This is a genomic window from Evansella clarkii (genome assembly GCF_002019695.1).
Taxonomy (GTDB): domain Bacteria; phylum Bacillota; class Bacilli; order Bacillales; family Salisediminibacteriaceae; genus Evansella; species Evansella clarkii.
Genome location: NZ_MTIV01000022.1, coordinates 181,894 through 203,875, shown reverse-complemented (window position 1 = coordinate 203,875; position 21,982 = coordinate 181,894). Strand labels below are relative to the sequence as shown.

Here is a 21,982-nt window from a genome sequence, read left to right as displayed (position 1 = left end):
GATTTTCCGTCTCTTTTATTTTGGTAAAATATTCCAGTATTCCAGGAAGTGTGCTATAATAAAATTAATTCAAAACGTTGTGCATTCAGCGTTTTTAATATAACTTTAAATGATAATTAAAGAGAAAGGGTGGTTCGGTGGGTTTATTGAAAAAGAAAGCGAAGAACTGGGAGATGCTCAAGAACCAGGACTATAAAGAGCGGGTGAAAAACCGGGAAGTTCACTCCAATCAGATGATGGAACGCGGAGAGCGCGGTGAGGTGGATAAACCGATCAAAGAACGGATAGTCGCCGTGTTCATTGCAGCTATATTCGCCTTTTTAGGTTTTTTACTTGGCGCTTTTGTCACCATCGTCTTAGGTTTTTTCCAGTTCGTATCGAACTCAGAAGGTTCGTCGTTCCTGGAATTTGACATGAGCCAAATTGAAGTGACTTCCGGATGGCAGATTTACGCCTGGACAGGCTTCGTATTCCTGATGGCGTGGCTGATCGCCAATGAAAGAATGATGGCGAGCTGGCGTTCGAAAAACAGTATGGTTGATTCCACAGATATCAACACATACGAAAACGACCAGCACATCATGCTCCCGGAAGAAATGCAGCGCATGTATGATTGGTTCCCGGATACCGGAGCTCATTCCAGTGTGCAGGTGTCCAGTATGCTTTCTCACATGATGCTTGATAAAAAGGGCTTAAAACGGGTGGATGTGACCGAGCGGCACAAAAAAGATGTGAAAGAGAATGGCGAGGTTGTTACCTACAAAGGCGAGGTCGTCTATAACGATAAAGGGGAGGCTGTTCGCTCGAAAAAGCCTTTAATCGATGAAAAGTTCGGTCAGGAATTGTTCACAGCAAGTGGGATTCCCGTCAGTGAAAAAGACATTCGTACCCCGATTGATGTACGGGGAATCGAGTATAATCCGGTCGATGATACAGGGAATCGCAAAGACCGTGACAAACTCCCGTATGACACCGTTGCCGAGTTAATTAATAAAGATTGGGAGTTTCCAGAATACGAAGTGCAACGACCGGCGGGGGCGTATCTCGTAGATACCGCACCGGTTAACACCATGGTGTTGGCTATTACCAGAGCCGGGAAAGGCCAGACTGTGATTGAGCCTACCCTAGACATGTGGACGCGCGAAAAGCGTAAAAACAACATGGTAGTCAATGACCCAAAGGGGGAGTTGCTCGTTAAGTTTTTTGTTCCCGCCACGATCCGGGGGTACGAAATCGTGCAGTTCAACCTGATTAATCCATTAAATACAGATATTTATAATCGTGCGACACGTTCGATAGTGAAAAGCTATCGCCATGATTTAGTAGCATAAATTATGAGAACTGATGATACGAAGCAAGGAATGACGGAGTAACGCCCTGAAACTTGCTCACTGATACTCCGAATAGCATACGTCTTAAATCCAAAGATGTATGTTATAAGCTCGGTGAAGTCGGCTGAATATCGCTAAGTCTTGTTCACAAGATATGTGAATAGATAGGTCGGGTGTCCAAAAGCGTAATATGGTGAGAATGACATAGATGTCTGACGAACTTTCGAATGTACGGACCTAGAATGATGAACGACGTGAAAACGTCGGGCGCGGAATCGCGTGTTACTGTGGGTGAGTAAGATTGGTTGTTATGAAAGCCCATATACTGTTACAGGCAGTATCAAGGTGACAGGTTCAGAGAAAGCACCTAAGTTACGTCTAAATGGATAGTATCATTGGAACGTGTGAAGCCCTTAACGTCAAGGTGGGAACCGTTTGAGATGTTGTTGCGAAATTCATAACGTGACTTAATAAGGGTGGCAGTAGAGGTGTAGTACCAGTGAAGCAGTGATAATAAGCTGTGGAGGGAAGACCTCAAGTCAGAATGTATTGTTTATATTAGGTGAAATCATGCTAATTCGATTAAGAACATTAGATGTATCAAATTCCTACTAGGAAGGGGATGCAGATAGCATGAGTGATAAATTAAGAGATTTCGAAATGTATGAGATGCAAGAAACATTTGATACGCTATATGCGAACAGTAAAAACGGTGATAACTTCAAAAAGTTATATCCTATTATAAAGTCCCGTAACAATATACTGTTAGCGTATCGAAGAATTAGGAATAACAGCGGGCGAGATACAGTGGGTGTTGATGGTAAAAACATTAACGAACTCAATGAGCTGACTGACGATGAATTAGTCGAAATGGTTCAAGGGAAATTAGCGAAATATCAACCACAGGCTGTGCGTAGGGTCTATATACCAAAAGGTAATGGTAAATTAAGACCGCTAGGTATACCGACCATTAGTGATAGATTGGTGCAACAATGTATTATGCAAGTATTGTCACCCATATATGAAGCCAAATTCTATGAGCATAGTTATGGTTTCAGAGATAATCGCAATGCAAGTCACGCATTATCGAGGTTGGTATCATTGATAAACGTGGGTAAACAATACTTCTGTGTGAGCATTGACATTAAAGGATTTTTCGATAATGTGAACCATGATAAATTAAAACGCCAACTGTGGTCAAGTGGTATTAGGGATAAACAAGTTCTATCCCTTATCTCTAAAATGCTAGATGCTCCTGTTGAGGGTGAAGGGGTACAAAATAAAGGTGTTCCGCAAGGTGGTATCTTATCACCACTACTAGCAAACATCTATTTGGATGAACTAGATAAATGGGTCGCTAGTCAATGGGTGGACTTCCCTTCAAGTTATAAATCAACAGTTAATTTCTTGAACTTGAAAGCGCGAAATACAAACCTAAAGAGTGGTTACATTGTGAGATACGCTGATGATTTTAAAATCATGTGTCGAACATACGACCACGCAATAAGGTTTTATCACGCAATATGTGATTTCCTAAAACATCGTCTAAAGTTAGATGTAAGTGAAGAAAAGTGCAGCGTCGTAGACATGCGTGAGAAAAGTGTAGAATTCTTAGGTTTCAAGATTAAAGTGATACCAAAAGGTGGTACACGATACGGATATGTCGCTAAGACTGACATATCTGATGGTGCGATAACAAGAATCAAAAAGGAAAGTCGTGACATCATAAAGCGTATTAGATACAGTTCGGATTCACCCGAAAGTGCTATACATTATAACTCGTATGTGCAAGGTGTTAAGTCGTATTATCAGTACGCGACGAATGTTGCGAGCAACCTTTCAAGTATATTAATCTATCGAACAATCAAAAGCAGACTGTCCGATAGAGGTGAATGGGGGACATATCAAACATTAGACGCGGATTATAAAAAGCGAAACGTAGGCATGAAGCCTAATACGCAGATATTGAAAATTACCGACACTCCTTTGGAAACACTATATGCAATTCGCACAAAGAAACCGATGAACTTTTCACAGGGTATCAACTTATATACTAAAAGCGGTAGGGAATTACTGAATAAGAAAAGTAAAACCGAAGCGATACCAAGTGCGTATATCACTTATATTCACAGAAATAGAAGTCGTTCTAACAATAGAGTGGATTTCCGAGATAATCGGATTTCTAAATACGTAGCACAGCGTGGTAAATGTGGCGTGTTGGGTGTTCGATTCCACCCCGCAGAAATGGACTGCCATCACAGAATACAACGCATTGATGGTGGTACAGATGAATTTAAGAACTTAGTATGGGTGTCACATGACATACACATACTTATACACGCTACGGATTCAACGACAATTAACGCATATAAATTGAAGTTGAATATGACTAAGAAACAAATAGATACATTGAACAAACTTCGAAATCTAGTTAGTAATTCACCAATAATGTAAACAATGTGTTTTGATGGAACGCCGTGTGAGGGGAAACTCTCACGCACGGTGTGGGTCGGGGGAAAAGTTGGAGATAACATCAAAGACTTACCTATCGACATCGTTAGGATTTGCGGCGGAGTCCGCACGTGAAGGGGATTTCACTAAAGCCGCTTCGTATATCGAAAACATCGGGGATATCTTCTTCCCGAAAGAAGGTGCTGATGATCCCATGTGGCCTAACGCCGCGAACAACGCCTTTAAGCGTTCCGCTTTCGGCTTGATTGATTTCTATCTGGAAGAAGAAAAACGCGTGCGTAAGCAGGCGGAGATCGATGGGAAACCGGAGAAGGTACTCATGCAGGAACTGGATGACATGTGGGGGAAAGTCACGCTGTATAATGCCTACCAGTTATTCGTTGTCCTGTCGGCCAAGAAATCGACCGATCCGTCTGTCATCAAAATCGACGAAGATGAAAACGTGAAAGAAAAAGACTTTCTGACACTGTTCTTTGATGCTACGGCGAAGCTGCCACAAAATGAAATGAGAAAGCTCGTTCAAAACACGGATAATGCATTACGGGCTATGGCTGGCTCGGATAAAACAATTGCGTCGTGCGAGTTGTTGTCTATTGAAAAGATAGGCTACCAAGCGGCTTGATTTGCTTGGTAAACTGTATAATCGAAGCGCAGAATGATAGGGTAACGTCTTGAAATGCGCTCTCTAATCTCCGACGTGCATACATGGCGGAAACGTAGTATGTGCGAAGCTCGGTGAAGTCGGCTTTTTTATAAGTCGGGAGTCTATAAAATAGCTATGGTTAGAATGTTTGTTAAATCAAACTGACGAACCTGCGAATGAACGACTATTGGAATTGTGGGGTAGTAATGTGGCGTAAATGAACTCCCATAGTATATTACAGGTATACTTGTGGTTTTAATAGTCAAAGTGGGAACCTACGGCTATATATGTACAGATAGATTATACGGAACAGCGAAAGGTACTCACCGTTTAGGAATCTGACGAAGAATGATAAGCAGATGAATGGGTGCTGAAAAGTAGTGGTCGAAGCGTTGATAATCCTTGTAATGAGGGTGGGAGCAATGGCCACAAGTCAAAATAGCAAACTGTTCAGATAAACAAGGGTTAAAACCTTTGTTTATAATGCAAAACGTTGGGCTGTCAGTGTTTTCATGTTATAATTAATGTATAACATGAAAACATAGCAGGTGGTAAAATGGCGATTAAGTTGTCAACAGATGAATGGATTAAGCGCGCGAAAGCAAATCATGGTGAGAGATATGATTATAGTTTAGTTGATTATAAAAATAGAGATTCTAAAGTAAAAATCATTTGTGCGGTTCATGGTGTTTTTGAACAAATTGCAGGAAACCACACCAAAGGTAAAGGTTGCCCGAAATGCGCACCTAATGCACGAATGACACTGTCATCGTTTATTAAAAAAGCAAATGAGAAACATAATAATAAATATGATTATAGTGAAACAAAGTTTACCAGAAATCGCGACAAAGTGATTATTAAATGTGGAGAGCATGGAGCGTTTGAACAAGAAGCTAATTCACACATTCAAGGTTCTGGTTGTCCAGAATGTGCCAATGCCATACGCTCTATTGCTGTAACTAATCACCCAACGAGGGTGGATGGTATTAAAAAGACGGTACGTGAGCGATATGGTGTGGATAATGTTATGTACGTAGATGCGTTTAAAGATAAATTGGTAAATACGGTGCGTGACCGATATGGCGTTGATAACTATACGCAGACGGATGAATACCGAGATAAATATAAAACATCAATGTTAGCGAAATACGGTGTGAGTCATTATAGTCAAACAGATGAATTTAGGGATAAAAATGAAATAACTTTATTAAAACGATACGGTGTACCGAATTATGCACAATCGGAAGAATACCAAAGTCGTTTGCCCGAAATTTTGAAGAAAAGTGAGATCACACAACTAAAGAAATACGGTGCGAAACATTATTCCCAGAGTGAGAGTTTTCGTGAGGCATTACCTGTAATGATAGAGCGAAATAATGAAACAAAACGGAAGAATAACACATTTAATACGTCGAAGCCCGAAGAATTCATGTATCAATCGCTATATAATACTTTTGGAGCAGATGTCGTTAGACAATATAAAGACAGTCGCTATCCATTCATGTGTGACTTTTATATTAAAAGTCGTGATTTATTTATTGAGTTAAATGCCGCATGGACACACGGTAAACATTGGTATGGTTCAGATGGGATGATGGACGAGGATTTAGTGGAATCTTGGCAAAATAAGAATTCTCCTTATTACGATAATGCCATTCAAACATGGACAGTTCGTGATGTGCGCAAACGCGAAATGGCTAGAGATAATAAATTGAACTATGTCGTGTTTTGGGATGCAGATTTGCTTGATTTTTATATGTGGGTGGATGAAGGAATGCCCGATGCTAAAGACTATGATAAAGAGTATTCCTGGATAATAGATTGATAATGTGTCCAACTTACAACGTAAAGGTGGCGGTGCTACGAAATGATGCAAGCATTTGAAGCAGATTCGGTTGAACTAGGTGCTATGTGGAAGTTGTCATAAGGTTATCGCTACCAGCCATTAGCGTTAGTTTTTATGAGCGGTCTATTTCAAAATAATAAATCTGAACAGTTTGCTATTTTGATGGAACGCCGTGTGCGATGAAAGTCGCATGCACGGTGTGGAGTGGGGGAAAAGATGGAGATCGCATCAAAATCTTACCTATCACTATTGTATATGGCATCGCCTTATTGATTAGGGCTTTTATGTGGAGACACATAATCGAAACCCCTCTAATTGCTGGGAAACCCTAAAGCTGTTTCAACCACAACGTAATCGGTGACGATAAGCGTGACGGTTTGAAAATGAAACAGATACCACAATGGGTAATCAGCAGGCAAGTTATCTTATTCTATAAGATAAAGGCTTCAACGACTAATAAGTCCTATGTATGATAGGCGTACTCCACAAGCGATTGGTGGGGGAAACGGGGGGACACTCTCTGAGTGTTTGATATAGTCTATTCTTGTGTGAAAGCACAAGCGGCTTGATTTTTAAGCGGTATAGAGTGTAGCGACTCTGTATGAATGCAAAAGTGACAGCCATGTCATTCTTTACAGACCCAACAATATCTACATTAACATCCGGGAAACCGTCACAGAATTTCGATGCGAAAGGCCTGTCGTTCCCACGAAGGATCGGGGTGAGATTTGCGTCCGAGTATCTTGAGAAATATAAATTGGTCGGTTTGCAGTCTGTCTGGACCGCTTATGAAGACCCGGCATTTGAAAATCAGCTCGATAAAAAAACATTCGGCCACACACAAACGATTGACCGGGAAGGATGGGCCCGCTACTTCTTTGATGGGAAGTTCAAAAAGCGTAAGAGTTATATCAAGCTGCAGATCAAGAATCCGAAGACAGGATTGCTCGTCAAGACGTTTTATTTTGAATTGGAGCTTACCTTTAAAACAGACCTGTCCGGACGCCGGTACGTGAAAGACCCTGTGCTCAACAAGAAAATCATAAAAGACGGGGCGCTCCGGGAGCTTCGGTTTAACAAAAAGAAGAACAAGTTCGAGTACCGCGACACGGTCGTAAAGCGCCGGTATTACGACTTACTTGATGAAAACAGGAAACAAGAAATCGTCGAGATTCCGGCGTTCAGCCAGAAGACTGTGAAGTATACGGAACGTCCGAAAGCAATATTTTTTATCACGCCACCTCACCTTATGAGTTATGCGAAATTGATCTTGATTTTAATTAAACAGATGGTAGATGTGAATTTCGAGAGCTCGTATCTCACAAAAGAAAACCAGAAACCGCTGTATAAAACAAGGTATATGCTGGACGAAGTGGGCAATTTGCAGTCGGAAGGAAACGGCATACCTGCATTGCAGACGATGCTGAGTATAGGCCTTGGCCAGGAACAGCAATTTACGCTTATTCTCCAAACTTTACAGCAGCTCAGAGAAGACGTTGTCGTCGCCTGACAATATCTCTGCGTATCCGTAATGGGTGCGTACCATTACATCAGTTAAATACCTTGAACGACCTAAAGAGCCCGCACGCCACAACGTAGCTTGAAAAGGCAAGCGTGAAGGAGCGAGAGCAGAAAGAAGTTAAGAGTGCGATCATCGCATGGCGGGATGGCGAAAGGATGAAACAAAAGCCGTCAGATACGGTTCCTAATCGCTGACAACAAGGGTCTGTTTGGTTACGAATCTCCGCAGTCACACATACGTGTGATGGAGAACGTTCATCGACTAGGGGATGGTGTCCCCGTAGGGGTGTAAGCGAATGACACCTCGAAAAATAGATGGTCTGCCTTTACGGGCAGATTGACATATAGTCAGGTCACGCCTTGTAATGAGGGTGCTATGAATTGACATAGAGTTTAGGGTTGCGCCTAAATAAAACATCCGATGTTTACGGCGAATCAGTAGATAAGATAATCCAAGGTAACACCGAGAATATCGTGTTCTTAAAGTCCACGGATGATTCCATGATCGACACCCTGGTGAAAATGTCAGGTACCACGCACGAAGCGCGTGTGGATCAGAAGACCGTCACGCGTGACAATGAACGGCTTTGGTATAAAAACGAAGGAAAAATCAGCTATACGATGGCGACAAAAGAGCGCCCGGTTATCCAGTTCAATGACTTCATGTTTATTGAGCAGCGTAATTCCATCGTGATTAAAGCAGGTGTAAGCCCGATTTGGAATCGTAATGAAACAGCATATCCGATGAGTTGGAGATTATTTCAGAATCAAATTAATCTGCCAGGTAAGAAATTTAGCTTGCAGACGATTCCGACAAACTCCAGCGCGAAGGATTTCGACGTACGTAAAAACCAGCCGGACTTCTTTAATATGCTGGAGCGCCGTCTGGAACAGGCGAAGATGGCAGGTATGATGAAACAGGCGTACCTGGATGCGTATGAGCTTTCAGAGACGGATCTAATCCGTCTTGACCAAAACGTTGTCGCAGATGATATTATGCATGCAATAAACTCACAGATGTACAATATCAAACACCGCCCGGCCGGGGAAAACCTCGCGGAAGATATGGAAGGCGTACCGGACATGGATGAATTCGGCAATATCCTGGATGCTGCCGAGGAAAACACCGAGGTGGTTCAGGAAGCGGCAAAAGCACAGAGCCAGCAGGAGACGCATCAGCAAAAACGGTATGCGGGTGGTCTTATCAGCCGGGAGGACTTAGTTGCGATTGGCGGACAGGTGAACCGTCAGCTCGATAAGGTCTTGGCTGAGGCATATGCCGAATCACAGAAATACTTCGAAGACGCCCCGGGGTTCCGTGTCAATGACAACGGAGAGCTCACCAGCGATACCGGTGTGATGTACGTGCGGACAAGTAAGGGCGCTGACCGGGAAGACATCCAGTCACTGGAAAACGCCGAGATGGACGCCGAGACGCGCGTGTACGGCGAAGGAGACACCAATGAAGTATTCTATGAAGTCACGGATGAATTCATCAAGTTTCTGGCGGAGTTGGAATCGTGGCGGGACCTTGCCGGTGGCCGATTTGAACAGGGAGCGAAACGGGCGTATCAGCTGAAAATGCAAAACTAACACACAAAAGAAAATATACAAGGGGTAAAACTGCTGTTTTGTTTCAGGAATATGCTGGAATGTTTAACAAATCACCCCACCAAAGAGGCTTCGGCCTCTTTTTTCTATGGTATAATTAAGCTATGTAAATTGTTTTTAAAACGATATGAAAACGCTGTGTACAGAGCAAAATGAAAGGGGTTTTGACGACATGTTGGGGACAATAGAAAAACAGACGACGGATACCCGATACCAGGACATCGCTGAGTATGCCACGATGGTTATGCTCTCACAGACGATGGGTGATTTGAAAAAGCAAGGAATAAGAGTAACACCTTCTCTCATGCAGGAATTCCGTGACAAATGGGAACGCGATGGGCAGCCGATGGACTTTGCCACAATGAAGGCCAAGCCGAGCGATTTCGTTCGATTGCTTCGTTCTACCGGGGCGACCTCGTTCGGGAAGCTGGATGAATACGAGTCTTTAGATAAAGGGGTCGCAGAAATGTGGGCGCTCTCCCGGAGCGAATACGATAAACATGCGCAAGAAGGAAATTACCTGCATGTTGTCACTGATCCGGTCATCCGGGATAACATCTTAAATCAGGCCGACGAACCAATGCGAAAAGCGTTTTTCGTCCATAAAGAAAAGTCGGCGCGTGAGTTAAATCCTGGAGATGCGGTGACTTTTCATGATCGTACGGATGCGGATTTCACGTTCAAATCTACGGTTGCTGCAGCAGGTGTAGCAGGTGTAGCACAAAACGAGCGGGCAGGGTTCAACCAGGCAGCTGTTTCCACTCCGGCTGGGGCGAATGGGCCAGAAAATCAGAATGAGCCTGCGGAATCCGAAGATGCCGTTATTATATCCAACGAACAGCTGCTCGGCTGGAACGGAGGTAAATACGATGGGAAGGAATATCGAGGTCTTTCTCATGTGATGGGTGCTTACCTCACAAAAGCCGACGCGGAGGCTGTAGCGAAAAATATCGGGGAAGATCAGCTTTTCGATTACGAACTTGCAGAAAACAGCGTCGAGCTGCTCAAGCATATGCGCTCAAACGGCTATGACTTCAACGTTCGTGAAAACGGGAATCCAAATCAGATCGAAGTTCGCATGAATGCCGGGGAGAACATTAATGTCCGCGTTTTCGATTCCGAGGCTAACGGTAGCTACATCGGTCGTGTATACGATGCGTATAATGCGTATTACTTTAACGTAATGGGTTCTAAATCCGTAAAAGAAAATACGAAGTTCGAAGCTAGTGACTCCATTGCGCTCTTGGATTACGTGACAGGAAACAAGACAGGAAAAGTCGTGAAATCCGTCAGCCGTGAATCCAGCCGTGTTCAGCTGGATGGGGTGGATCGTCAGAAATCCCTCCAGGTACAGCCTATAAAAGGCCGTTATCGCTCTCTTGTTTTTGCCGGCGAAGCAGAAGCAAAAGAGTACATCGAAACAGCGATCGGGGATGCTCAGGCGGTTGTAACGGACCAATTCAAGGCCGAAGAACTGCAAGCCTTAATCGACTCAGGACTGGATAACGAAGACGTGCTGATTACCGGTCCGGAATTCCAGGCGGAGCTGGAGAAGTTATATTCCAATGATGATATTATCCGTGAAGCGCAAGAGCGTGCTGCACAAATGGCCATTCACAGCGAGGATGGCGGAATGGGTTACCTGAATACCGTACAGAATTCCATCACAGGGGATTACGAGAGAGGGTTCAATCCGGCATTTGTTATCGATCATATGCAGCAAACCGGTAGAGGTAACGAACGGGATGCGATGATGGCGGCTCTAAAAACCGTCAAATATGATCTGGACAAAATCAAAGGAAATGACTTTGCAGTCAATGCCATGAGAGAACGCCTGATTGCATTTGATCCGAAAACGGCAAAGTCTATCGACGAGATAGAACATCCAATGCTGAAGCAGGCTCTAACAACTGTGCAGGACACGCTGAAATCCGGCGGGTTTGTCGGGGAAGATGGGTTCGGCTCCAATCCGGACGTAAAAATCGATGAGAACGGCGTTATTCGCTGGGAAGGAAACCGCCGAACTGGTTCCAAGAAAAAAGACCAGATGTGGCAAAAAGTAAACGGAGAAATCGGACAGGTTATGGTACCGGATGAAAACGGAATTATCGCCACGCAGTTCCAGGGTGGTAACAACTACGGGATCGTTCCGGGATATACTGGCTACTTCTCGTTTGAAGGGGATTACGACGATCGTATGAATCGTTTTCGTGCCAAAGGGTTTGAACAGCACTTAACGGAGCAGCTGCGTGCGAAAGTGACGCACCAGATGACTCGCCCGCTCGACCCTGCGATCGGTACAATACCGACAGTGCTTGATGCGAGCGGTATTAATGGTCTGTATCACGGGGATGTATACGGCAAGCGTATTGAATTGGATTTCATGGAAACAAACCAGTTAGATACTGCTACAAAAAGTGCGATACTACAGACACTTTCCAACCGTGTGCGTTTCGATAACCAGTTCTCTGATTATGCGACAACCAGTGCGGAAACAGCAGCAAACCGGGAGTATGGCAACCAAGATGACACATCCGCATTCAGCTACTGGAAAGTGGCCGGAGAGACGAATATGCGGGTGCTGGATAAAGATATTGAGAACTATGCGGACACAACCATGACAGGGACCGGTAAGACACAAGGGTTGATCTGGTACTTAACAGATGGCGCCGAGGTCCACAAAGACGGAAGCGTGACCCCATCTAAGGGGATTTTACAGGAAGACGGAACGTACGCACCGGATAAAACGGCGCTTCAAAAACTTCCGTACTTTGATAAAAAGTCATTCAACGCGTGGGATCGTAACCAAATGTCATCTAACCAGTTGATGACCGCTCTAAAAGTCGATGAAAACGTCAATACAGCACTGATGGCATTTGGCGGCTGGACATTCGATGACAGCTACGCCGTTTCAAAAGAATTTGCTGAGCGTAACAAAGTCTTTGGCCACAAACCAAACGAAGAATCCATGGCTGTACTGGACAGCACGATTAAGAAGCTGGCGGTCGACCCAGACCAAGACCCGGCAATGCTCTTAAAAGGTAGTGGAATGTTGTGGTCCCGGGAACTATTGGACAAAGGTGTTGATTTATATAACGCGTGGACAGGTGTGACAGACAGTAGCAGCCGTGCAAGAGCGGGCGAAGCCATGGAGTCGTTCCTGGAAGAACACGGTCGCTTCCGCCCGCTGCAGCGTGGAGATAAGCTCTCTGACTTCGGTGGTAACAAAGGAACAATCGGGATTGTCATTGACCGTGACATGGACCCTGCTGAAGCGAAAAAGCAGGGGCTTGATAAAGAAGTACGCTTCATGAAAGCGAATCCTGAGCTTGATGTGGTGAGTGCGCCGTATTCCATGCTCTCCCGCCACAATGCCGGAGTGGTAAAAGAGCTCATGGACGGTGAAGTGAAAGACCTTGTCGATCCGGATACCGGGGAGACATTCGAAGGAGCCATGGGTCAGCTGAACATCATCGTCACTGATATGAAAGTGGATGACAAGACCCACGCGTATACCCGAGAGGACGTTCTTGAAGGAAAAGGTCGTAAAGCAAGCGGTCAGCTTGCCTGGGCGCTGCAATCTAAGCAAGCGAACGGCATCCTGGATGAAATTTATGGCCGAAACGATTCTGCTTGGAGTACGTACCGTGAATACCTGATCGCAACTGGTCTGGATATGAAAGCGGATGGCACCATCATGAATGAGTATACCCCTCATGCCGATGAGGAGAGACACCACTTTACGTATGATCCGGACGTGGACTCTGGTGAGTTTTTAGATCAAATTAAAGACCAGGGCGGCTTCCTGGACGTGCCATTTGAAGTAGAGTTTAAAAATGGTAGAACAACCAATGAAATTCCGGTTTTATCGGCGTCACTTCGCCAGAACGTAGAATTGGTGGACGGCTCCATGAGACGATCGGATTTCACGAACCATTACGCGAACATCTACGATGCCGTCTATGACTATACAACAGCCGACACGGACGAAGCCAAGGAGAAAGCGCAGGCGAAAGCGCAAGACCATTTCGATAAGATCCAGTCCACCATCATTGATCGGCAATTTGACGGCGGCCATAACGGTAAACACAGCTTTATCCGTGACAAGATCATGGGGAAACGTATGAATCATTCTGCTACAGGAGTAGCGGTTGTAGACCCGAGACTGAACATCGGGGAAGCGGGGATGAATCAGGACATGATGGATGCGCTGGATGCTAAAGAAGGCGACGTTGTCATGGCGTTCCGTGATCCGGTATGGCGAGATGGGGCGATCCGTGCTATGACAGTCGTGAAAGACGATTCGGTTCACGGGATTGCAATTAACCCGATTGCGGATAAGTCACACGATATGGATTTCGATGGAGACACCATGGGTATCATGAAGTTCGATTCGAAAGCAGCCAATAAAGACCTGGTCGAGAAATTCTCTCACTGGGCGAACATGATCGATAAAGGTTCAGGAAAAGACGAGCTGTACTTCCAGACAGGAATGGACTTAGCGAGTGCCGAAGCGAGAGCGGAGAAGCTCGGGGATGACAGCCCGAAAAAGCTGTATGAAAAAGCCGAGAAGAACGCAAAGAGCTCGAATCCAAAACTCTTAAAGCAGTCTCAGCGTGATTTAAACGCATACAGCCACAAGCTGTTCCGAGAGCACGGTTTTGGCGGAGATTTCGTTTCGTTCAAAAATGACGAGGCGGTATTCAATTCATTTAAGCAAATGGTGGATAACGGGGCGAAAGGTAGTCCGAAAAAGCTAGACGACTACAAAGAGTATCATACAGGCAAGAAGACCGAGCATGACGCCCGGGAAATTCAGTACGCCACAGGCGTTAAGTCCGATGATACTGGTCTTGCAGGAGCGTTCAGCCAGAAGCTCGTCTCGACGATGCGTAACCAGGATATCACAGCGGCACTGGAATCGATGTATCCGCTCACGCAGGGTACGCTCCAGATTAAGCACGACGCGGATCATGCTCGTACAGTGAATGAAATCCTAACGGATGATATGAACAAAACGTTCCGCGGGAAAGACGTGAATAACCCGAAGCGCTCGCTCACACCGCATACGTTCAAAACACAGCTCTCCGACATCATGGAGAACAAGATGCGGGTCGATGTCAATGAGAAATTCATTGATTCGGTAACCGAGACGCTGACCCATAACGGGCAGATCCTCCCGCTGAAAGATGCGATGGCGATCAAAGGATCTCCGATGGACCGCGTGGCCTACGGGGGCGGTTATGATGAACTTACGAAACTCGCGATTAACGGGGAGTCTCTTCTGGAAGGGGAGCAGAACAAACGATTTGCTCCGTTTACCATGCGCCAAGCGACAGAGCAGACCAAGCTCGCGAAGAAAGATACGCAGCGTATCATAGAACCTGTAAAAGCGTCACCTGAGAAAACAGAAGGTCTGGCCCAACCAGTTCCAGCCTCTGTAGAAGAAGATGCGGGGATCGCTCTTTAATCCAACTAAAAAGAAGGTGGGGGGACCGACCTTCTTTTTTTTACCTAACCACTGGTAAAATTATACATTAAAGGAAATGAGACGGATTTCAAAACCAGTAAAACAAATAGAAAAAGTTATCAAAAAAATTGGCAAATTGCTGTGTATGTAAGTGTTTGTTCGTGATATACTGAATGGGAGGTGTTTTTTTCGACTCTTCCCATTTGGCACACGAACAATAGCTTATTTCTTTAATATACCTCATACTAAAGGAGTGGCGTGTCTTATGGTGAAGATGATGCGAAAAGAACAAATTGAACAGTTGTCAGCGGAAGGTCGTATTAAAAACAGTTACGAGTCTATGTATTACCGGGCACAGTCAGGCGATCCTGAATCCGACGGAATCCTAAAAGATGAGATCCAGCATTCGTTCCGGCGCAGAGGAGTCATCCTCGCGGACAATCCGGATCATACCGTCCTTCGTGATATTATGCTGGACGCATACAAACAATCGACGAAAGAACTGGGCGGGGAAAGCCTTTCTCCGGATAGGGAGAAAAACCTTGTTCGCAATTTCGATGCGTTTACCGCCAATCATCCTTCGTTTTATACAAAAACGTTTGATTCGTTTGAAAGTAAGTATGAAGGGGAAACGGTCGATTTTCACGCCGATTATGACCGTATGGTACAGGACAATGATGGAGTGAATCCACTTCAGACAGAGCCTACCGAGGCAGACCTGAATGTGATGCAGCGTGACCTCTTAAAGCAATTCAGTCGGGAAGGGGAAATGAAAGCCGCTGGATTGTCCTACGCAGGACACGCACCGGTGACAACGCCTACTCGCCGCTCGTATCAGCAAGTGAAGCAAGAAGAATTGGCAGCGCAAGAAATGAAAGGTAACAACTACGACAAGTCCTATGATACGTACATCCGAGGTCGAGGTCAGTCGTATCAAAAGACAACTGCCGGGGATGATTACGGGTTCGATGAGCGGGATGTCGAACTGGAAGACGATGGTCCGGAACTATGATATAGCTGAAAGGAGGGTGGTGCACATGAGTGCAGAAGAGAGAGAGAACACCCAAAAGAGTGATGAAAAACCATTCGTAGATGATGGCGGCCATGTGCGCAATCAAAATTACATCGAAGAACGGGCCTCAGAGCGCTCAGGTATTCATAAAGATACGATCAAGGTCGCGTTCGATGCCATGTGGGACAGCATATGTGAGGAACTTGAAAACGGGAATGAGGTAAAAATGCACGGGAAGGGTAGTTGGTACTTATCAAGGAGATCCCCCCGTGTCGGCAGAAACCCCGTTACCGGAGAGGAATACGACGTGCCGGAGCGAGAAGCGATGGCGTTTCGAACAAGTCCTGCGTATGCAAAACGGCTGCGCGAGCGTCGTAAGGAAATAGCCAAACAGCGAATGAATAGAGAAGCACCATCTGAATAAACAAACTCATGGCACCGCTCCTTTTTAAAAGGGGCGGTGTTTTTCGTTTAGGTCTGGAACTTAAAATGTAAGGGTCTGAAATGTTCTACCTCGTACGTTTCGAGAGGTATAAGGCGAAGGAGGGGTATTTCGCTCCTCCTACCCTATAACATATATGGTTTTATTTTGCATTATTTGCATAAACGACATTTATATAGAAACATTTAACATTTGTGAGAATATGGTATTTATTTGTATTCTATACCATTTATTGCTAAATTAATTTGAAATTTACAGGAAAATCATATTTTCATTTTTTTTCCTTTTAATATAGTCTAAGATTGCAAGTTTAGTAATCTTAATTTTTAATATTTTCTCACAAAATGGTGGTGATGCTCAGACAAGCGGTTGTCATGTTGTATGCATTTAAAAAGATTGATAGCAAAAAATTGAATATTTGGGAGGTTTATTGATGAAGAAACTAATACCTTTTGTTCTTTTAGTCTTACTTTCTGCTATATTTACCAATCAGACTTTAGCTTCAGATGCAGATACGTTAATAATTCCAATGGACCATGTGGATGGGGAGATCATTCAGAATGACGCTGCTGACAATACATACTCCCTAAGTCAATTTGTCATTCAAGAGGAGAACGGGGAAGTTAATGGTGATGGATTAATTTCTATCAATGGTCAAAACTTTGATCTGGCCTTTGCTGGTGAAATCTATCCGATTGATAACGGGCACTATGCTGAAAATTTAGTTGTAGGTGACATTGACTCTGACGATTTTAACGTATTACAGTTCAGAGTAGAGAATATGGATAATACTACTCTCTCATTTGTGTTAGAACATAAAGATAATGGGGAGTGGATTAGTTTTGAACAAGAAATTGATGAAAATACGTTTGAGAGATTATATCAATCCTCAGTGAATTTTATAGAGGTAGAAGGGTATGACCATTTTGAACTAGCTGATAAGATTATCCCGTTGCTAAACATTAATAATAAATCTCAATTCAAAGATGAAGTTGAGATTACTAATGAAACGACTTCACCAGAGACAATCATTGACGATGAAGGTAATAATGTAGTTAAGGAGCCTGAGTTCTCTATATACGGGACTAACCCTTCCGAGAGTGATAATTGGGAAGATATTAATATAAGGTATGATCGTTTAGACCAACTGTTTCGTGACCTAAAAGAGTCTCCAACGAATAGCATCAACTTGGAAGAGAAGAACTTTTACGGTGGAATTTACGTGGAGGATCTTTTTAAAGGAGAAGGATGGAAGCGGTGGCGAGCTCAGTCTGGTACAAGCTATGATTATTATGCCTATAGTAGTGAGCAAGGATATAATACACTAACACAACTATCGATGATAATTCCAACAGGTTACCATACTGGTATTGATGGTGAAGGTATTTATCACCAACACGCTGTCTACGAAGTCCTCCATGGTGCATTGGTTGAATATAACGAGTTAACAAAAGATTTAAGTGTTGTGTACTATAACGGAGGTATAAGTTTTGAAAACTTTGAAATAGGAATATCTCAATTTAGTCATACGAGCAGGAATGTCTTTATATCAAGTATATTGGATGGGCAAGATTTAGAGCAGACAAATCAGCCGATAAGATACTTTGTTTCTCGCCTTCCACACGGGGAAAGAGTAATAGATTTATGGGAAGCACTTACACCATACGAGGTAAAAGAATTAAGAACTGAATCCTTTTTTGGTCCCAATTATGATGACCAAATAGACTATAATGGAACTGTAGTAAGAGCTGTATCCGGAAACCTGGGAAACAATATCCTAAGAGCAGAAAACGCACATGCTAAATTAACAGGTATTGCTCATATACCTACAGGTAATCTATTTTTCAGACCTAGCAATTACTATAAAACGGATGTAAGAACAAACTTATTTGTTCCAGAATAAAAGAGTAACATTGTATGAAACTCTTTTATAAAGATGTACCTGAGTTATAATAAACTCAGGTGCATTCTGAAAGATAAGGTGGTTAGTATGAATAAAAATCTTGTAATAACATTAAGCATTTTACTATTAATCAGCACGGTGTTTAATTACCAATATCTGCGAACATATCAGGAAGAAAAAAGACACTTTGAGATTTTTAGCGACAGATTTGTCCAACAATTACATAAAACGATCACACGTACTCAGGGCTTCATTCATAATGATCCAGTTGGTGAAGAATTCGTAAATGCTCTCATGAATCTAAAGTCGGACCTCGATGCTTTGGATAATCTTCTGGCAGAGACTTCTATGTATATCAAAGATGTTTCAGGTGGTTCATCCTATTTTTTTAGAGTGTCACATATACTGAGTAACGGGCTTATTGATCCTGATATTAACCCATTTTACGAAGAGCTTGAACTAACCCCCTCTGAGAAAGAATTCCTAAGTGAATTTTTGAAGATGATGGAAGATACCCACGATCTGCTGGCAGACCCAGATAACCCCTCTTCCTTTAATCCTGAGCTTAATCATTACAACTTCAACAACATTATTAATGAAAATATATATAATTATTTAGCGTATAATAGATTTAACACCATGATCGAAAATTTTTAAATATATTAGAAAGCCAATAGTTGTTTCAATAATTGAATGTAACTATATAACTGTCGGTCCCGTTGAAGTTTAAAAAGGGAAAATGGATACAGAGAAAATGAACAACTTCACGACACCACTCCTTTATAAAAGGGGTGGTGTTTTTCGTTTCACGTGTTGGTCTGAAAAGATCGATAGGAGGGGTTTGGATATTTATGTTAAACTATAAGCAAAATCTGGTTAGACATCTTGGTAAGACTTCTCACACCATCAAATCAAAGAGGAGGAGTACTAATGGGGCTGTTGGGCAAACTTTTTGGAAAGAAAAAAGAGAAAGAAAAGAAACAATCTATGGATATGTCTGTGGGGATTTCATTTGATGAAAATCATAACGTCTCTATTTCTTCATCAGATGTAGGTGTTTCAACTGGAAGCACCGCGAAAGATTTCTATGTGTATGCGTGGTTTATTAAAGAGACGGGTGAAACCTTCTATGTGGGAAAAGGGCGAAAAGACCGCTATAAAGAGTTTCACGAACGGGCCTATGAGGCTGAAAAAATCCGCAACATGTACGACACCGGTGTTCGTTTTGTCGGGGAGGGGTTGACCGAAGACGAGGCGATCGCGTTAGAAACGCAAGAAATGACCAGAATACTAAATGAAACAAATGATAGGTTAACAAATCGAATCATCCCATTGTTGACTAACAGAGATAACGGATATGATCGAAGCCCTGGCACACCTGCACTCCAGTTTGAAAAAGCTCCTTGTCTATACCCAAGTGAAATAGAAGAACATTACTTTGGGATAAAGCATCGCTCCTTTGATGGCGTGGTATATGAAAATCTAAAAAACGTCGTCTTCATTGATCGGAATATGCGGGATGAGATCGATGTCATCTACGGTGGGAATTTGGACAAATATATCAGTGAAACAAAAACGTTATTGCTGTCTAATAAAAGCAAAATCATGAAAAGCAAATATGCAAAATCAATTACTGCGTGGATATACATCGGGGATGATTACGTCACTAATTATGAGTCGGATCAAGACCAAGCATTAGAGAAACTCGGTCGGAATATACCGACCTACCATTTAATAGATGTTTGGTTGCTGTTAAAAGAAAAGTATGGCGAAGTAGAGGTGGCTGTTACAGAAGAACTATCGATCAACCCTGTCCATAACCGAGTCGCGCTAAATAAAATTAAGAATTCGAATGACTCCCATAAAGGCTTCGCCGAAGGGATGCCGTACTGGGAAAAAGGCGACAGGGAACGAAAAGATGGTAATATTGAGCGAGCCATTGAATTATTCGATAAGGCCCGTTACAACGGCTACGACGCACCCGTCTTATATGATTCATATGCCATGGCTTATCGAAAACTTAAAGATTACGACAATGAAATCGCTATTCTTGATGAGGCTATTGATCGTTTAAACATTGACGGGGCGAAATTAATTAAATTCAAAGAGCGCCGTGAAAAAGCACTCGCATTAAAAGCCAAAAAATAAAGGGTCCGGGGATAACCCCCGGACCCTTTTTCCCGTTCAGCTGTGCGATTTACGCATCCAGAATATATCGGACAAGATCCAGCACCTTCTGTGGATCTTTCGCAGTTTCCCTTGTGACCACGGAGTCCGGACGCTCTACCTGGCGCATGATGTCATAAATGACAGATGCTTTGGTCTGCGCACTGGAATGGACATCGTGATATGCCGGGTTGTTAAACAGGTACTCTATAAAACGCGGGAACGATTCTTTGAAAATCGTTTTATACTGCCCGCCGAAGTTGGCGTATTCCGCTTTCCGCTGGCGTTCCTGTTCCGCCATCAGACGAGAGCGTTCTTCGAGCGCCTGCCGTTCTTGCTCCGCTCTCCTTTGCGCTTCAGCGTCCTGTTTTAACTTAGCCTGACGCTCCTGCTCCTGAATGCGTGCCAGTTCTTCCTGGCGTTGCTGCTCAGCGATTTTGGCCTGACGCTCTTGTGCGATACGGCGGGCTTCTGCTTCTTGGCGAGCTTTCTCTCGGGCTTCGGCGTTAATTCTAAGCTGTCGGCCTTCCCGCTGAACCAGTTCTACGGAAGGATTTTGTTTGAACATCGTAAGCAGCTGGTTCAAATCCTGCGGCGACAATCCCCATTCGTTTTCTTTTATGAGTTCCACCGCGGTATTCCACGCATAGAGTGTCTCGTTTACGGTTGTGTGATCCGCCTCTTTCACTTTACGTGTTTTCGCCCCAGAGATCAGTTTCGGAAACAAGAGCTTGAACCGGCTGAAGTCCGCAAGTTCCGGGGTGAATTCTCCGAGCAACGGATAACGGTTCACATTCGCTTCAAACGTCACTCTGATTTCCTCCCAGCGCTTTGCGCGTCGGTCAGCGTCCACATCTTTCTTTAATTGTTTAATATCCGATTGGGCCCGCTCCAACTCGCGAAACGACGCTCCTTCCAGGCGCTTATCGAGCGTGTTGAGCAGCTGATCCCGGACGCCATTCATATATGCCTTAATGTCCTTACGTGATTTCTCCACGTCTCTGACAAACCCTGACACCTGCGCCATTTCTTTTAATTGGCCATCCAGGGTAGCATCGTCGATGGTTTCAAGAAACGCGTCGGGATTTTCGCGGTAATCTTCAAGCAGTTTGTTTGCTTCCTGCACCCGGAGCGGGATTTCCTGCAGCACAATTTGAAAATTGGATGTTTCCGTGATAGCCGGTACGATATTCACTTCGGCGATAGCTGTCTGGATCGGTTGAATGCCTGTCTGATTGTCTTGCTCAGCCTGGCCGTTTATCTTTTTCATTTCCTCGATCATCAATAAAACCTCCTGTTTTTTAGTCCCTTTTTTTCATGGTGGGGTGCAAAATAAGCATAATTTATAACTAAAACGTTGGACGTACAGTGTTTTCCATCTATTTCCATTATAGCATATGCCTATTTGTTTAACAATGAAATAATTTATCTATTCCACTGTATGCAGAGCGTTTTCACTTTTATTTCCTCTCATTCCGCCTACCACAACACTCAGGGTTTTGTTCATCGGCGAAAACGGACGCTTCGGTCCGTAAGTCACAGAAAAAAGAGGGGCGGGATACTGC

13 protein-coding genes are annotated in these 21,982 nt (G+C 43.8%); 12 read left to right on the top strand and 1 reads right to left on the bottom strand.

Annotated elements, in window-relative coordinates:
• Positions 1 to 146 precede the first annotated feature (146 nt).
• From BK582_RS26150 to BK582_RS26665, 12 genes are all read left to right on the top strand, one after another.
• Complete coding sequence (locus tag BK582_RS26150) at positions 147 to 1,331, top strand: type IV secretory system conjugative DNA transfer family protein (RefSeq protein WP_169911360.1); 1,185 nt, start codon at positions 147 to 149, stop codon at positions 1,329 to 1,331.
• A 633-nt stretch (positions 1,332 to 1,964) separates the two neighbouring features.
• Positions 1,965 to 3,785 (top strand): group II intron reverse transcriptase/maturase, encoded by a 1,821-nt coding sequence (gene ltrA, locus BK582_RS26145; protein WP_078598677.1) that lies wholly within the window; start codon positions 1,965 to 1,967, stop codon positions 3,783 to 3,785.
• Between the two features lie 67 nt (positions 3,786 to 3,852).
• The gene (locus tag BK582_RS27965) at positions 3,853 to 4,425 is read left to right on the top strand and encodes a hypothetical protein (protein WP_244895517.1); all 573 of its coding nucleotides are present in this window, start codon (positions 3,853 to 3,855) and stop codon (positions 4,423 to 4,425) included.
• Between the two features lie 577 nt (positions 4,426 to 5,002).
• A complete protein-coding gene (locus BK582_RS26135; protein ID WP_078598676.1) occupies positions 5,003 to 6,271 on the top strand; it encodes a DUF7487 domain-containing protein in 1,269 nt (422 codons plus the stop codon).
• A gap of 643 nt (positions 6,272 to 6,914) precedes the next feature.
• Complete coding sequence (locus BK582_RS26130) at positions 6,915 to 7,802, top strand: type IV secretory system conjugative DNA transfer family protein (RefSeq protein WP_218190787.1); 888 nt, start codon at positions 6,915 to 6,917, stop codon at positions 7,800 to 7,802.
• Positions 7,803 to 8,212: 410 nt separating this feature from the next.
• Entirely contained in the window at positions 8,213 to 9,406 is a 1,194-nt protein-coding gene (locus tag BK582_RS26125) for a type IV secretory system conjugative DNA transfer family protein (RefSeq protein WP_078598674.1), read from the top strand.
• Positions 9,407 to 9,596: 190 nt separating this feature from the next.
• Positions 9,597 to 14,894 carry a hypothetical protein gene (locus tag BK582_RS26120; RefSeq protein ID WP_078598673.1) on the top strand — a complete coding sequence of 1,766 codons (5,298 nt, stop codon included), beginning with the start codon at positions 9,597 to 9,599 and terminating at the stop codon, positions 14,892 to 14,894.
• Between the two features lie 253 nt (positions 14,895 to 15,147).
• Entirely contained in the window at positions 15,148 to 15,906 is a 759-nt protein-coding gene (locus BK582_RS26115; RefSeq protein WP_218190786.1) for a hypothetical protein, read from the top strand.
• A gap of 25 nt (positions 15,907 to 15,931) precedes the next feature.
• A complete protein-coding gene (locus tag BK582_RS26110; RefSeq protein WP_169910860.1) occupies positions 15,932 to 16,330 on the top strand; it encodes an HU family DNA-binding protein in 399 nt (132 codons plus the stop codon).
• Positions 16,331 to 16,781: 451 nt separating this feature from the next.
• The gene (locus tag BK582_RS26105) at positions 16,782 to 18,251 is read left to right on the top strand and encodes a hypothetical protein (RefSeq protein ID WP_078598670.1); all 1,470 of its coding nucleotides are present in this window, start codon (positions 16,782 to 16,784) and stop codon (positions 18,249 to 18,251) included.
• An 87-nt stretch (positions 18,252 to 18,338) separates the two neighbouring features.
• Positions 18,339 to 18,908, top strand: coding sequence for a hypothetical protein (locus BK582_RS26100; RefSeq protein ID WP_078598669.1), 570 nt, complete (start codon positions 18,339 to 18,341; stop codon positions 18,906 to 18,908).
• Positions 18,909 to 19,181: 273 nt separating this feature from the next.
• Complete coding sequence (locus BK582_RS26665; RefSeq protein WP_139368369.1) at positions 19,182 to 20,399, top strand: GIY-YIG nuclease family protein; 1,218 nt, start codon at positions 19,182 to 19,184, stop codon at positions 20,397 to 20,399.
• A 49-nt stretch (positions 20,400 to 20,448) separates the two neighbouring features.
• Here the strand turns inward: BK582_RS26665 and BK582_RS26090 are convergent, their stop codons facing one another.
• Positions 20,449 to 21,699 (bottom strand): cell envelope integrity TolA family protein, encoded by a 1,251-nt coding sequence (locus BK582_RS26090; RefSeq protein WP_078598668.1) that lies wholly within the window; start codon positions 21,697 to 21,699, stop codon positions 20,449 to 20,451.
• Between the last annotated feature and the right edge of the window lie 283 nt (positions 21,700 to 21,982).

What these genes read in the sequence shown, in the direction of transcription:
- BK582_RS26135 (WP_078598676.1), top strand. Translation starts at nt 5,003, where the DNA reads ATGGCGATTAAGTTGTCAACAGATGAATGGATTAAGCGCGCGAAAGCA.
- BK582_RS26090 (WP_078598668.1), bottom strand. Translation starts at nt 21,699, where the DNA reads ATGATCGAGGAAATGAAAAAGATAAACGGCCAGGCTGAGCAAGACAAT.
- BK582_RS26665 (WP_139368369.1), top strand. Translation starts at nt 19,182, where the DNA reads ATGGGGCTGTTGGGCAAACTTTTTGGAAAGAAAAAAGAGAAAGAAAAG.
- ltrA (WP_078598677.1), top strand. Translation starts at nt 1,965, where the DNA reads ATGAGTGATAAATTAAGAGATTTCGAAATGTATGAGATGCAAGAAACA.
- BK582_RS26130 (WP_218190787.1), top strand. Translation starts at nt 6,915, where the DNA reads ATGTCATTCTTTACAGACCCAACAATATCTACATTAACATCCGGGAAA.
- BK582_RS26110 (WP_169910860.1), top strand. Translation starts at nt 15,932, where the DNA reads ATGAGTGCAGAAGAGAGAGAGAACACCCAAAAGAGTGATGAAAAACCA.
- BK582_RS26120 (WP_078598673.1), top strand. Translation starts at nt 9,597, where the DNA reads ATGTTGGGGACAATAGAAAAACAGACGACGGATACCCGATACCAGGAC.
- BK582_RS26105 (WP_078598670.1), top strand. Translation starts at nt 16,782, where the DNA reads ATGAAGAAACTAATACCTTTTGTTCTTTTAGTCTTACTTTCTGCTATA.
- BK582_RS26100 (WP_078598669.1), top strand. Translation starts at nt 18,339, where the DNA reads ATGAATAAAAATCTTGTAATAACATTAAGCATTTTACTATTAATCAGC.